Here is a 13,833-nt window from a genome sequence, read left to right on the forward strand (position 1 = left end):
TACGCTCTGCGCGCCCAACAGCAACAATTTCACGCGCGAGCGGGCTGAGCAGCCCTGAGCGGATATATGGACAGCCTTGAGCGAATTGGACAGCCCTGAGCGAATTGGACAGCCCTGAGCGCACATAATTGGACAAGCCTTGGGCGAACGAAATTTAAGCCCTTGAGCGAACAAGAAGAAGCTCTCTTGAGCGAACAAAACAGCCCGGCAGCAGTCGTAAGGCTTGATTCAATAAGCCCTGCGCGCCGTCAAAACCATCCGACCGGATGTTTTAAGACCTGAATTACCAAATCACATATCCCTTAACCCTTTACAACTAACCTTACACAACAAAGTCACACTGTATGAATTTAACCGACCTGAAAACAAAGCCCATCGAAGAACTGATCAACATTGCGCGGGAGATGGGGCTGGAAAGCATGGCCCGTTCGCGCAAGCAGGACATTATCTTCAACATCCTCAAACGCCACGCCAAAAGCGGTGAAGATATCTACGGCGACGGCGTGCTGGAAATTCTGCAAGATGGCTTTGGCTTTCTGCGCTCGGCCGACAGCTCTTACCTGGCCGGCCCCGACGACATCTACGTCTCCCCGAGCCAGATTCGCCGCTTCAACCTACGCACCGGCGACACCATTGCGGGGAAAATTCGGCCCCCAAAGGAAGGCGAACGCTACTTCGCACTCCTGAAAGTCAACGAAATCAACTTTGACAAGCCCGAAAGTTCCCGCCATAAGATTCTGTTCGAAAACCTTACCCCCCTCTTCCCGGATGAGCGCCTGCGCCTCGAAGCCGGTAACGGTTCCACCGAAGACCTGACTCCGCGCATCATTGACCTGATCTCGCCGATCGGCAAAGGCCAGCGCGGTTTGATCGTGGCGCCGCCGAAGGCCGGTAAGACGCTAATGATGCAGAACATTGCCCAGGCGATTACCCGCAACAACCCCGAGTGTCACCTGATCGTTCTGCTGATCGACGAGCGTCCGGAGGAAGTGACCGAGATGCAGCGTTCGGTCCGCGGCGAAGTGGTGGCCTCCACCTTCGACGAACCGCCCGCCCGCCACGTACAGGTAGCCGACATGGTGATCGAACGGGCCAAGCGCCTGGTCGAGCACAAAAAAGACGTGGTCATTTTGCTCGACTCCATCACCCGCCTCGCGCGCGCATACAACACCGTCATCCCCTCTTCGGGCAAAGTGCTCACCGGTGGTGTGGACGCCCATGCACTGGAGCGCCCCAAGCGCTTCTTTGGCGCCGCGCGCAATATCGAAGAAGGCGGCAGCCTGACCATTGTCGCCACCGCGCTGGTGGATACCGGCTCGAAGATGGACGAGGTGATCTACGAAGAATTTAAGGGCACCGGTAACCTGGAACTGCACCTGGACCGCAAAATCTCTGAAAAGCGCATCTACCCGGCCATCAACGTGCGCCGCTCCGGCACCCGCCGAGAGGACCTGCTGATGAAAGAAGATGAGATGCAGCGCTCCTGGATTCTGCGCCGGCTGCTACACGACATGGAAGACGTGGCCGCGACCGAGTTCCTGGTGGACAAGCTGAAAGACTTCAAAACCAATGATGAATTCTTCCTGTCCATGAAGCGCAAGTAGTAGCGCATAACAGGTGGCGGGCTCACGCCCTAACCTATCGGCCCTACATAAATTTCTAACGTGTAGGGCAGGTAAGGGCGTGAGCCCGCCACCTGCCATAATCCAACCCAAACAACCCTTCCTATGAAATACCGCGACCTCCGAGACTTCATCAGCCTGCTGGAAAAACGCGGCGAGCTTAAACGCATCCCCACCGAAGTGGACCCCTACCTCGAAATTACTGAGATCTGCGACCGCACCCTGCGTGCCGGCGGGCCCGCGCTGCTGTTTGAAAACCCCAAAGGCCATGACATACCCCTGCTCGGCAATTTATTTGGCACTCCGGAGCGGGTGGCGTTGGGCATGGGCGAGGAGTCGGTGGAGGCGTTGCGGGAAGTGGGCAAGTTGCTCGCGTTTCTAAAGGAGCCCGAGCCGCCCAAGGGCTTCAAGGATGCCTGGGAGAAGCTGCCCATTTTCAAACAGGTTCTGAACATGGGGCCGAAAGTAGTGCGTAAGGCGCCCTGCCAGGAAGTGGTGCTCGAAGGCGATGAGGTCGACTTGGACCGTCTGCCCATTCAAACTTGTTGGCCCGGTGATGCCGGCCCGCTGGTCACTTGGCCGCTGGTGATTACCCGCGGGCCGGAAAAAGAGCGGCAGAACCTGGGCATCTATCGCATGCAGAAGATCGGGAGCAACCGCCTGATTATGCGCTGGCTCGCCCACCGTGGCGGCGCCCTGGATTTTCGCGATTGGCAAAAGGCGCACCCTGGTGAGTCCTTCCCGGTGTCCATTGCCCTGGGGGCGGACCCGGCCACTATTTTGGGAGCCGTAACGCCAGTACCCGACTCCCTATCCGAATACGGCTTTGCCGGGCTGTTACGCGGCGATAAAACCGAAGTGGTGCAAAGCAAAGGCAACAACTTGCAAGTGCCGGCTTCCGCCGAGTTTATTCTGGAAGGCCACATCGCCCCGGATGACCTGGCCGAAGAGGGCCCTTTTGGGGACCACACCGGTTACTACAATGAAGTGGACCGCTTCCCCGTGTTCACCGTGGAGCGTATTACCCACCGCAAAAACCCCATTTACCACAGCACCTACACCGGTCGGCCGCCGGATGAACCGGCCATACTCGGGGTCGCGCTGAATGAAGTGTTCGTGCCCATTCTGCACAAACAGTTTCCGGAAATTGTCGACTTCTATTTGCCACCGGAGGGCTGTTCATACCGCATGGCGGTGGTGACTATGAAAAAACAGTACCCCGGTCACGCCAAGCGAGTAATGATGGGCGTGTGGTCGTTCTTGCGGCAGTTCATGTACACCAAGTTCGTGATCGTGGTGGACGACGATGTGAATGCGCGAGACTGGAAAGATGTCATCTGGGCCATTACCACCCGCATGGACCCCAGCCGGGATACGGTGCTGGTGGACAACACCCCCATCGACTACCTGGACTTTGCCTCCCCCGTTTCCGGCCTGGGCTCGAAGATGGGGCTGGATGCGACCAACAAGTGGCCCGGTGAAACTGATCGCGAATGGGGCAGTCCCATCGTTCAGGACCCTGCCGTCAAGCAGCGGGTCGACGCGCTGTGGGATGAGCTAGGGATTGATTCATAATCGGATGACGGCGGATGCGCTGCGCTTATCCGCCCTACGGAACTAAAATTCATAACCCGGGTAATAGCGAATGCACCCTGGGCTCCGTAGGGCGAATATGCCAAAGGCGCATCGGCCGTGACCGACACTTTGGGGCGCGCGCACTATGCGTTTATTGACGTGGTTATTGCTGAGCGGTTTTGCATTGCCAGCCCTGGCCGATTCCAGCACCTATCCCATTCACTATCACATTACGCTGAACCCGGAGAAAGAGCGGGCCGAAGTCGTGATCGAAAGTGACCACGGGGGCCAATTAAAGCAACTGGACTTTAACCTCACCTACGGCGACTACTCCAACTTCGAAGCCAACGGTTCCTTCGAAATTGAGGACGACCGCGCGATCTGGCACCCGCCGGCAGAAGACGCTCGCTTACGCTTTCACGCAACAGTGACCCACGAGCGAGACCCCGGCGAATACGACGCGATGATCACCGAGGACTGGGCGATCTTTCGTGGAGATAACATTATTCCACCGGCCTGGGCCCGAACCGATAAGGGCGCCAGGGCGAAAGCCTACCTGACTTTCACCCTGCCCGAGGAGTGGACCAGCGTCACCACCGGCTGGAAAAAGCTGGACGATCGGCGCTTTCGCATCGACAACTCCGAGCGCCGGTTTGACCGCCCCACCGGTTGGATGATTGCGGGAAAATTGGGCACACGCCGGGAGCAGCTGGGAGACACGCACCTGGTGGTCAGTGCCCCGAAGGGCAGCAGCCTGCGGCGAATGGATGTGATAACCCTGATTACCAATGTCTGGCCGGAAGTGGAGAAGGCCTTCGGGACCACGCCCCCCAAGTTCGCGGTTATCGGCCACGGCGAGCCCATGTGGCGCGGCGCGCTGTCCGGGCCCAACGCGCTTTTTTTGCACGGCGACCGACCCATGGTTAGTGAAAACGGTACCAGCACGGTCATTCATGAACTGATGCATGTGGTAACCCGCATCCGCAGTAAAGATAAGAGCGACTGGCTGGCCGAAGGCTTGGCCGAGTACTACGCAGTCGAGCTGATGTACCGAGCCGGCGCTCTCACCCAACAACGCCGGGAGCGTACCCTGAATAGCCTGAGAAAGTGGGCCGACAATGACGAGGTCACCAACCTCAGAACCGGCGATTCCTCAGGCGCCATCACCGCACGGGCCGTGCTCTTGTTTGATGAGCTGGACCGGGAAATTCAGAGGGTGACCGACAACAAGCACTCGCTGGACGATGTGGTTCACCTGATGATTGAGGAACGGGTGGTCAGTACCGAGGAGCTGCGCGCATTTGTCGAACAGGTGATGGGCAAACCCTCCGCAACACTGGATACCCCTCTGCTGGCGAAGGGCGACAACAACGGCGACTAGACCGGTGGCACGCCCCCCGGGAGGGAGGCGCTTCCATTACCGGTTGGGCCGAGGCACAATAGGGTCAGGCTCACTATAACCTCAACATCGGAGACCCACGGCAATGTATAAAAAGTGTTTAATCGCCGTTATCGCCCTGCTGGGCTTTGTCTTTACCGCTCTCACCGCCCAGGCCCAAGGCCAGTTCAAGGTTCTGCTGTTTACCAAAACCGACGGGTTTCACCACAAGGCCATTAATGAAGGCGTCACCGCCATGCGCCAGATGGCGGAGAAACACCATTTCTCCATGGATTGGCACGAGGACGCTTCGGTGTTCACCGAGGACAATCTCGAGCAGTACGATGTGATTTTCTTCCTTCTGACCACTGGCGACATTCTCAATGCTGAGCAACAAGTGGCCATGGAGAAGTTCGTCCAATCCGGCAAGGGGTTTGTGGGAGTCCACAGCGCCTCGGACACCGAGTACGACTGGGACTGGTACACCCAAATGGTGGGCCGCACTTTCCACATTCACCCGGCCATCCAGACCGGCGAGCTGGAGGTGCTGAGCCGGGACTTTCCGGGCATGGAACAAATGCCCGATCGCTTCTGGTGGACCGACGAGTTCTACGAATTCGGCGGGGAGCGCATCGACACCCTGAACTACATTCTGGCCCTGGACGAGGACAGCTTCGAGCCCTACGCCAAATGGGGTGAAAAAGAGAGCCAGGACCAGGATTTCCGCCCCATGGCCTGGTACCACGAATACGACGGCGGCCGAGCCTTCTACACCGCCCTGGGCCACGTGCCCGCCACCTACAGCGATGACCTGTTCCTCGACCACGTCTACGGCGGGCTAATGTGGGCCGCCACTGGCAAGGGCCTGAAGCAGCGCTAGCAGCGGGTACTCTCTCGGCGCCGGGTGCTCCCCGGCGCCTCTTGCCTCATACCGCCAACCAGAACACAACTTCCCCAACGTTCTCCACGTATACTAGGCTTAATATATTCAGTTTTTCCGAGACTGGAGTGCGAGGCCGCCCAATGCGCTTTAATAACGACATCGCCCGCCCCCTGTGGCTTATCGGTGCCCTGTGGCTTATCGGTGCCCTGTGGCTCAGTGCCTGTGGTGGCAATGGCGGCTCCGGCCTGCCTGCCAGCTACACCGTCAGTACCGACGCCGGCCCGGGGGGCTCTCTGTCCCCAAGCCGTCAGCAGGTCTCGGAAGGCAACAGTGCCCGAGTGACCCTATCCTTCGAGCCCGGGTACGAATTGGACAGCATCAGCGGTTGCAACGGCCGTTTATTCAACCAACGCTATACCACTGGCTCCATCACCGCTGACTGCCAGGTACGCGCTCGTTTTCAGCTCGAAGAGTATGAGATCGACACCAACTCTCCAAATTTCGGCAGCATTTCACCCCGGTTCGCGGCGGTAACCTTTCGCGAGACCCAAGCCTTTTCTCTCGAACCCGATCCCGGTTACCGGGTTGGCACCGTGAGCGGCTGCAATGGCACCTTGGAGGGCCAGACCTACACCGTGACCGAAGTACAAAGCGACTGCACCATCAACGTCGAGTTTGAATCGGATGTGTATCGGGTCAGCGGCACCCTCAATGCCACCGCGCTGAACGACTTCGACGCTAGTGTGAACGATGCGGCCGTTCCGCTCGGCAATAACGACGATTTCAACAACGCTCAGCCCATTAATAACCGAGCGATTCTCGCGGGCTTTGCCACCGCTGAGCCAGCCAACACCGATCCGTTTCCAGCTCATTTTGCCGAGGATACCGACGAGAACGACTACTACCGGGTAAACCTACAGAAAGACCAGCTTGTACAGTTACAAGTGGTGAACCACCTGAGCAGCGGCTCGGTTTCCTACCAGGGGGACTTAGACTTGTTCCTCTATCCCGCCGCCGACGAGACCGCAGTGGACAGCTCTACTGGCGAGGGAGAGTATGAAGAGCTTCCGATTACCGAAACCGGCGACTATATCGTTCAGGTTCACGCCGCCAGCGGCACCTCCAAGTACGTGCTGCGGATACTGCCGGAGGGGGCGCCGCCCCAGACGGACCTAAGCCAAAGCCAAACCGGCGACTTTATCCCCGGCGAAATGGTGGTCATTCCCGCCACGGCCACTCAGGCCGCCAGCCGCAGTGGCAGGGCGGCGCCCCGCGTGGAACTGCACCAGAGCGCCCCACTGCGGGCCGCCCGCAGCCAGGCCTATTCGGCCCTACAACAGGCCCGGCCCAAGGCCTACCGCAAGTGGATGACGCTTAAAGCCATCAAGGCCAAGCGGCAGGACCCGGCCGTGGCCCATGCCTCCCCCAATTACCTGCGCCAGCCCCACTTGGTACCCAACGACCCCCGCTACCCACTGCAGTGGCACTATGACGCCATCAATCTTCCCACGGCCTGGGAGCTGACCACCGGCACGCCCAAGAGCGGCGAGGCGCCCGTTGTGGCGGTTGTGGATACCGGCGTGGTGCTCTCCCACCCTGATCTGCAGAACAAACTGACCACCACCGGCTATGACTTTATCAGTGATGATGAGCGCAGCCAGGACGGCGAGCCCGGCATTGACAGCAACCCCGATGACCCCGGCGACGGCACCGACTTCAATCCACCCAGCTGGCACGGCACCCATGTGGCTGGCACCGTGGCCGCCGAGAGCAATAACGGCATTGGCGGGGCCGGTGTTTCCTGGGGCGCGCGGATTATGCCGATCCGGGCGCTGGGCTCCGGGGGCGGCACCAGCTACGACATTCTTCAGGGGGTACTCTACGCCGCGGGCATGGAGAACGCGTACGGCTTGGCCGCCGCTACCCCGGCGGACATTATCAATCTCAGCTTGGGGGGCAACGGCAGCTCCCAGGCCGAAGCGGATGTCTATGCCCAAATCCGCGAGCGCGGCATTCTGCTGGTGGCCTCCTCGGGCAATGAAAATTCCACAGCCCCCGTCTACCCGGCCAGCTACCCGAGTGTGCTGTCAGTGGGCGCCACCGACGCCCTGGGCCGCCGGGCCCCCTACTCCAACTACGGGGAAACCTTGGATCTGGTTGCGCCCGGCGGCTACCTCGGCCAGGATGCCAACGGCGACGGCCAGCCCGATGGCATTTTCAGCACCAGTGCGAGGATCGAAAACGGCACCATTGAGCCACGCTACAGTTTGGGTTACCAGGGAACTTCCATGGCCGCCCCGCATGTGTCCGGCGTGCTGGCGCTGATGAAGGAGGTCTACCCGGCCTTGACGCCCGAGGACGTGTCCAATGCGCTGATCGCCGGCGGACTGACCGGTTCCAGCACTCGCGACAATCAGCTCGGCTACGGCCAAATCGATGCCCAACAAGCGGTGGCGACCGCTTCCCAGTTGGTAGACAACAGCTTTGAATGGCCCGCGCGGGTCACTGTCACACCGGATACCCTCAACCTTGCCAGCACCAGTGAAGCGCTGGTGTCGCTGGACTCGGACGAGCAGCCCGGGACCGTCGACTTCACCACCCTCCAACCTTGGCTGTCGGTAGCCGCGACCGATACGGTGGATGGCAGCGGCCTCGGCGATTACTTAATTACCGTCAATCGCGAAGGGTTGAGCGATGGTTTCTACGAGGGTGAAGTGATCTTTACCATCGACGGCAGCAAGGAACTCTCCCTAACAGTCTATATGACGGTGGGAGCGCTCTCCCGCGAGGGCACTATTACCCGCACTTACGTCTTGCTGGTCAACGAAGACAACGACTCCAGCTACCAGGCCATTGCGGAGCTAGACAGCAGCGGCGAGCAAGCCCACTTCCTTTTCCCAGAGGTCAGCCCCGGCCGCTATTCGCTGGTGGCGGGCTCGGACATCGATGCCGACGGCTTGATCTGCCAGTTGGGCGAGCAGTGCGGCGCCTACCCCAGCTTGGATCAGGAGCAAACCATCGAGGTGACCGACAGCGACCGCGAAGGGCTGGACTTCGTAATCGGCATTCAGGGTGGCCTGATGGATAACACAGCCCAGAGCAGCTCCTACCCCTCTCACACAGGCATTCCTCTCAAGCCCCGCACTTCCCCGACCGACGAGGGCGACCAACGCCAACGCGACCCTAAAGCGTTGCCGTAAACGGCCGCTAACAAGAAGGCAGGACGCTTGAAAGGGGCGGCCCAAACCACCTACGCCGTCGGGCCGAGAAGCGTCCGCTATACTCGGAAATAGCGGACTTCGGAATTTTAATCACTTTTTTTTCTAGCACATCCCGTGCCTGAGGCGTGAGCTTGTGGCAAAATGTTTACTAATGCGCCACGACCTCCCGCTGTGACTGCCGGGCCTTTCGTCGGCAGAGACAAATAGAATGAGGGTATCGTGAATAATTTATCGCTTAAGTGGAAAATCCTTCTCAGTGTCACCGTGACCTGTGTCATCGCGGTGGTTGCCACCACCATCGTCACTGTTCGCTCCGGTCTTGCCACGACCGAAGAAACGATTATTGAGGATACTCGAACACTGGTGGAGGTACTCGGCACCTCCAACATTGGGGCAATCAGTTTCGACGATACCGCCACCGTGAGTTCTTCACTAAAGGCGCTGACGGCCAGCGAGCGAATCGAGCATGCGGTAATCTACAGCAACGGCGAGCCCTTCGCTTGGTTTGTGCGCGGCTCCGACAATGACCGGCTGCCGAGCTACATTCCCAAGCAGCCGCGCCAGCCCGGCTTGGTGGCCGAGGGCGACTACATCACCATTACCGCCGCGATTGAAGACGGTGGCAGCCGTATCGGAAGCATATCCACTCGAGTCGATATGACCGAGCTCGACGAGCTCGTCTCCGACGCCGTGGTCGACGCCATTTTACTGATTATCGTCATCAGCGTAATCGCCGCGGGTATCGCTTTCCTCGTACAGCGCAGCATCACCACACCGGTCAATCAGGTAGTTCGCGCCCTGCGGGATATCTCCGAAGGTGAAGGGGACTTGACCCGTCGCCTACCGGTTAATGGTAGCGATGAGATTGCAGTGCTGGCGACATGCTTCAACACCTTCGTGGAGCGGCTTCATAGCATTATCGCCAGCGTGGCTGACACGGCTCAGGAGGTCAGCGAAAACGCGCATATGGTCTCCCAGCTGTCCAACGAAAACGAAAGCGCGATTCGCAACCAACAGGCAGAAATCGAACAAGTGGTCGTCGCGATCAAGCAAATGGCCAATGTCGTTCAGGATGTGACCGAGAGTGTGAGCGAAACCGCCGAGAAATCCCTCCAGGCCGATCAGTCAGCGGCCAATGGCAAAGCCGTGGTGGGTGATACTACCCGGCAGATTGAAAACCTGGCGGCGGAAATTCGCCGCGCCTCCGATGTGATCGACCGCTTGAACAAAGAAACCGTGAGCATTGGCTCGGTGCTGGATGTGATTCGGGGCGTGGCCGAACAGACCAATCTGCTGGCTCTGAACGCGGCCATCGAGGCCGCCCGTGCCGGAGAGCAGGGGCGTGGCTTTGCCGTAGTGGCCGATGAGGTCCGTACCCTGGCCTCACGCACCCAGAGCTCCACCACCGAAATTCAGGAAATGATTGAACGGTTGCAAGTGGGCGCCAAAGAAGCGGTGGACATGATGGCCGAAGGCACCACTCAGGCTGAAGCCTCGGTGGAAAAAGCCGGGGAGGCCACCAACTCCCTGGAAGACATTACCGAACTGGTGAGTGTCATTCGCGACCGCACCAACCAAGTGGCGGTGGCCTCGGAAGAGCAAAGCTCGGCCACTCAGCAGATCTCCGGCAATATTGACAGTATTTCACAGGTAGCTTTGAGCACGGCAGAGAGCTCCAGCCGCATTAATTCCAATACCAGTAGCCTGGCGGAACGGGCGGAGACACTCACCAATTTGGTGAATCGCTTCAAGCTCTAGGACGGCACCTCAAGAGATTAAAAGATAGAGAGGACAACCGTCATGAAAAAGTCCCTGTTTCTGTGCAGTTTGAGTATTGCTTTCGCTTTGCCACTCGGCTCGCTGGCCTGCAGCGAGCCCGAGGCCAAGCCCGCCATACCGGACCCCACAACCGCGGAAACCGCGCAGATGGTGAAGGCCAACAACGAGGTAAAGGCTTACGTAAAGGCCATGGAGGAGTATTTGGGGTGCGCCCGCATCAGCGGCAACGCCAAGAGCAAGAAGCTGTCGGAACTGGAAGACTTCGCTGCGGAATTTAATGAAGCTATTCGGACGTTTAAGGCCCGTAATAGCTGATTGGGTGGAAGTGTCGGATTACGCCGACTGGCTAATCCGACCTACCTGTAGAGCTTACCCCCGCAGGTCAAGTTGGCCCGAAGGACGTAACCCGCTGTACAGAGACGTGTTTGTAGCGACCGCTTGGCGGAGTTACCCATAGGTCGGATTAGCCAGTCGGCGTAATCCGACACCAGCCCGCCCTCAGCGGTTTTGCGCCATACCCGCCGGGCCCTACATCATCCGATCCCCATAATCGGAGACCGGCTTCTTCGGCTTGGTGTCGTTCAAACTGGAGGGCACTTCGTGAATATGGCCACCCCGCGCGAGGAAGGCCTCCACTTGGCGAGACAACTCATCCCGCAGACGCTGCCTGGCGGCAACGCTAAAGTCCTCCGGTGTGGAGGCCTTGCGGCTGGTGTAAGAGGGTTCAGCATCGTCCTCCAGCCCCTGGTCGTCTTCATTCAACGTCTCCTCGTCGAGTACGTCATCGTCCACTTCGTTGTCATTGAGGGGATATTGACTTGCCATAATGACACCTCTACCAAGCCAGTTGCACGTCCACCCGGGTTTCTCGAAGCTCGTTACACCCTTCCCCGATACCCCGCTTTTTCCTAACTTATAGCGCAGGATAAGGACACCGTCATGATAATTTCGCAGTATTTTTAGGTTATTTTTACCTTAGCAGCCAAGCCGGGTAAAATTTTGGTTATTACGGCGCGGCGCGCTCAGATCGTTCTTAAAGATCTTGGCCACCGGGAGAAACGTACCTCCCTTAACCTACGTGCATGAATAGCCACTACTCATCGCCATAGAGAGCATCGTCAGAGGAGAACAGATGAATATTCAACTATTGCGCCGACATTTTCCCGAGCTGCGGGACTTGCCGGAGCAAAGACAGGTTCAGTTGCTTAGCCGGGCTCACGAGCGGGCCTACAGCCCGGAGCGCAAGCTAGAGCACTGGCGGCGCAACCTGGTGAGCCTGGTATGGGTCTGCGCCATTTCGCTGTTTATCGCCCTGGTGGCGGGGCCGACTCTGGGGCTTTCGCGCCCGGTGACAGGGGGGATCATAATGATCGGCGTGCTGCCGGGGTTTATCTGGTGGCGGCACCGCCAGTATGTGGCGCAACTTCGCCCGGAGGTGGACGCTTTAATGCGCGAGGACGCTATAACAAAACCGGCGCCCTAGGGGCACCGGTTGCGGGTGGTTTGAGCGGTGGATGAGTTTAGATGGCATCCGGGCCGGTTTCGCCGGTCCGAATCCGGATAATCTCTTCCAGCGGCGTGATGAAGATCTTGCCGTCGCCGATTTTTCCCGTTTGGGCCGCTTTGGTGATGGCTTCCACCGCCTGCTCCACGAGGGAGTCGTCCACGGCCAGCTCCACCTTCACCTTGGGCAGGAAGTCCACCACATACTCGGCCCCCCGGTACAGCTCGGTGTGGCCTTTCTGACGACCAAAACCTTTGACTTCAGTGACCGTCATGCCCTGAACTCCCACCTCAGACAGCGCCGTGCGCACGTCATCCAACTTAAACGGTTTTACTACAGCAGTGATCAGTTTCATTGTGAGTTCCTTATTGAAGCAACTTGTGAGTGACGGTTATTGAGTGACGTATGCCTCTAAGATACACGTTACAGCGGCGTTGGTCACTCCCGCCCCTCCCAAGCGAGTGGCTTGAAAACCCGGGGCAACGGGGCCCCGGCCGGTCTTTACTTGTAGCTGACAAACTCAGGGTAGGCTTCCATACCGCACTCGGACAGATCAACACCCTCGTATTCCTCGTCCTCGGTCACCCGCAGTCCAATCAACGCCTTGAGAACGCCCCAGACGATGAGGCTGGCCACGAATACCCAGACAAAGATGGTCAGCGCGCCGACAATCTGGCCCAGGAGGCTGACTTCACTGTTGGTAATGGGTACCGCCAACAGGCCCCACAGCCCCACCACACCGTGAACGGAAATGGCGCCGACCGGGTCATCAATTTTCAGTTTGTCCAGACCCACGATGGAGAAGACGACAATCAGGCCGCCGATGGCGCCGATGATGCTCGCACTAAGAGCGCTCGGCGTGGAAGGTTCAGCGGTAATCGCCACCAGGCCGGCCAGGGCGCCGTTCAGGGCCATGGTCAGGTCAGCCTTACCAAAGAGGATGCGGCCCAGAATCAGCGCCGCCACCAAACCAGATGCCGCCGCCGCGTTCGTGTTCAGAAACACCATGGCAACGGAGTTGGCGCTGGCGACATCGCCCAGCTTGAGCACCGAACCGCCGTTGAAACCGAACCAGCCCATCCAGAGGATGAACATACCCAGAGTCGCCAGGGGCAGGTTAGCACCCGGTATCGCCCGGATTTCGCCGTTCGGGCCATACTTGCCTTTACGAGCCCCCAGCAAGATCACCCCCGCCAGCGCTGCGGCCGCACCGGCCATGTGCACGATGCCGGAGCCGGCAAAGTCCGAGAAGCCCAGCTCACCCAGGTTATACAGACCAAACACGTCGGCGCCGTTCCAGGTCCAGGCGCCTTCCATCGGATAGATGAAGCCGGTCATGACCACGGTAAACGCCAGAAAGGCCCAGAGCTTCATACGTTCCGCCACGGCGCCCGAGACAATGGACATGGCGGTAGCCACGAACACAACCTGGAAGAAGAAGTCAGAAGCACCAGAGTAGATGGAGTCACCGGTGAAATCGCCACGCTCGGAGAATTCACCCAGAGTGGATGCCACATCGACGTTCTGGATCCCCGAGAGGAAGATTCCGCCGTCGTACATAATGGCGTAACCGCATACCAGATACATGGTGCACGAGATGGCAAACAGAGAGACGTTTTTCGTCAGAATTTCCGTGGTGTTCTTGGCACGAACCAACCCCGCTTCCAGCATTGAGAAGCCCGCGGCCATCCACATGACCAGCGCCCCGCATACCAGGAAGTAAAACGTGTCTATCGCATATTGCAAATGAAAAATATTCTCTTCCATTGCATGTTCCCCGTCTTTATGAATTGTGAATTAAAAAACAGCTGAAATTGCCGGCCTGAGCCTCAACATTGCACAGAGCAGGCCAACAACATAAAGTTGTTTTT

General features: G+C 58.7%; 11 protein-coding genes. 8 read left to right on the top strand and 3 right to left on the bottom strand.

What is annotated here, in order from left to right; genetic code table 11:
- Positions 1–344 precede the first annotated feature (344 nt).
- From rho to AAE514_RS03340, 7 genes are all read left to right on the top strand, one after another.
- Complete coding sequence (gene rho / locus AAE514_RS03310; protein WP_347330083.1) at positions 345–1,604, top strand: transcription termination factor Rho; 1,260 nt, start codon at positions 345–347, stop codon at positions 1,602–1,604.
- A 123-nt stretch (positions 1,605–1,727) separates the two neighbouring features.
- A complete protein-coding gene (gene ubiD / locus AAE514_RS03315; RefSeq protein WP_347330084.1) occupies positions 1,728–3,197 on the top strand; it encodes a 4-hydroxy-3-polyprenylbenzoate decarboxylase in 1,470 nt (489 codons plus the stop codon).
- Between the two features lie 145 nt (positions 3,198–3,342).
- A complete protein-coding gene (locus tag AAE514_RS03320; RefSeq protein ID WP_347330085.1) occupies positions 3,343–4,578 on the top strand; it encodes a M61 metallopeptidase family protein in 1,236 nt (411 codons plus the stop codon).
- A 103-nt stretch (positions 4,579–4,681) separates the two neighbouring features.
- On the top strand, positions 4,682–5,455 hold the full coding sequence (locus tag AAE514_RS03325; protein ID WP_347330086.1) for a ThuA domain-containing protein: 774 nt from the start codon (positions 4,682–4,684) through the stop codon (positions 5,453–5,455).
- 143 nt (positions 5,456–5,598) lie between these two features.
- Complete coding sequence (locus AAE514_RS03330) at positions 5,599–8,658, top strand: S8 family peptidase (protein WP_347330087.1); 3,060 nt, start codon at positions 5,599–5,601, stop codon at positions 8,656–8,658.
- A 240-nt stretch (positions 8,659–8,898) separates the two neighbouring features.
- Positions 8,899–10,437, top strand: a complete 1,539-nt coding sequence (locus tag AAE514_RS03335) for a methyl-accepting chemotaxis protein (protein ID WP_347330088.1) — start codon at positions 8,899–8,901, stop codon at positions 10,435–10,437.
- A gap of 42 nt (positions 10,438–10,479) precedes the next feature.
- Positions 10,480–10,773, top strand: coding sequence for a hypothetical protein (locus tag AAE514_RS03340; protein WP_347330089.1), 294 nt, complete (start codon positions 10,480–10,482; stop codon positions 10,771–10,773).
- A 213-nt stretch (positions 10,774–10,986) separates the two neighbouring features.
- On the opposite strand, the gene AAE514_RS03345 is transcribed toward AAE514_RS03340, so the two are convergent.
- Entirely contained in the window at positions 10,987–11,283 is a 297-nt protein-coding gene (locus AAE514_RS03345) for a hypothetical protein (RefSeq protein WP_347330090.1), read from the bottom strand.
- Positions 11,284–11,590: 307 nt separating this feature from the next.
- Between AAE514_RS03345 and AAE514_RS03350 the strand changes: the two genes are divergently transcribed.
- Complete coding sequence (locus AAE514_RS03350) at positions 11,591–11,941, top strand: hypothetical protein (RefSeq protein WP_347330091.1); 351 nt, start codon at positions 11,591–11,593, stop codon at positions 11,939–11,941.
- Positions 11,942–11,978: 37 nt separating this feature from the next.
- Here the strand turns inward: AAE514_RS03350 and AAE514_RS03355 are convergent, their stop codons facing one another.
- Together AAE514_RS03355 and AAE514_RS03360 are read right to left on the bottom strand one after the other, a co-directional pair.
- Positions 11,979–12,317: a P-II family nitrogen regulator gene (locus AAE514_RS03355; RefSeq protein ID WP_024461944.1), complete on the bottom strand. Its 339-nt coding sequence runs from the start codon at positions 12,315–12,317 to the stop codon at positions 11,979–11,981.
- Between the two features lie 146 nt (positions 12,318–12,463).
- Positions 12,464–13,729 (bottom strand): ammonium transporter, encoded by a 1,266-nt coding sequence (locus tag AAE514_RS03360; protein WP_347330092.1) that lies wholly within the window; start codon positions 13,727–13,729, stop codon positions 12,464–12,466.
- Between the last annotated feature and the right edge of the window lie 104 nt (positions 13,730–13,833).

Origin of the sequence: Marinimicrobium locisalis, from assembly GCF_039822625.1 — a bacterium.
GTDB classification, from domain to species: Bacteria; Pseudomonadota; Gammaproteobacteria; order Pseudomonadales; family Cellvibrionaceae; genus Marinimicrobium; species Marinimicrobium locisalis.

Coding starts and splice junctions, on each gene's coding strand:
- rho (WP_347330083.1), top strand. CDS start 345: ATGAATTTAACCGACCTGAAAACAAAGCCCATCGAAGAACTGATCAAC.
- ubiD (WP_347330084.1), top strand. CDS start 1,728: ATGAAATACCGCGACCTCCGAGACTTCATCAGCCTGCTGGAAAAACGC.
- AAE514_RS03320 (WP_347330085.1), top strand. CDS start 3,343: ATGCGTTTATTGACGTGGTTATTGCTGAGCGGTTTTGCATTGCCAGCC.
- AAE514_RS03325 (WP_347330086.1), top strand. CDS start 4,682: ATGTATAAAAAGTGTTTAATCGCCGTTATCGCCCTGCTGGGCTTTGTC.
- AAE514_RS03330 (WP_347330087.1), top strand. CDS start 5,599: ATGCGCTTTAATAACGACATCGCCCGCCCCCTGTGGCTTATCGGTGCC.
- AAE514_RS03340 (WP_347330089.1), top strand. CDS start 10,480: ATGAAAAAGTCCCTGTTTCTGTGCAGTTTGAGTATTGCTTTCGCTTTG.
- AAE514_RS03345 (WP_347330090.1), bottom strand. CDS start 11,283: ATGGCAAGTCAATATCCCCTCAATGACAACGAAGTGGACGATGACGTA.
- AAE514_RS03350 (WP_347330091.1), top strand. CDS start 11,591: ATGAATATTCAACTATTGCGCCGACATTTTCCCGAGCTGCGGGACTTG.
- AAE514_RS03355 (WP_024461944.1), bottom strand. CDS start 12,317: ATGAAACTGATCACTGCTGTAGTAAAACCGTTTAAGTTGGATGACGTG.
- AAE514_RS03360 (WP_347330092.1), bottom strand. CDS start 13,729: ATGGAAGAGAATATTTTTCATTTGCAATATGCGATAGACACGTTTTAC.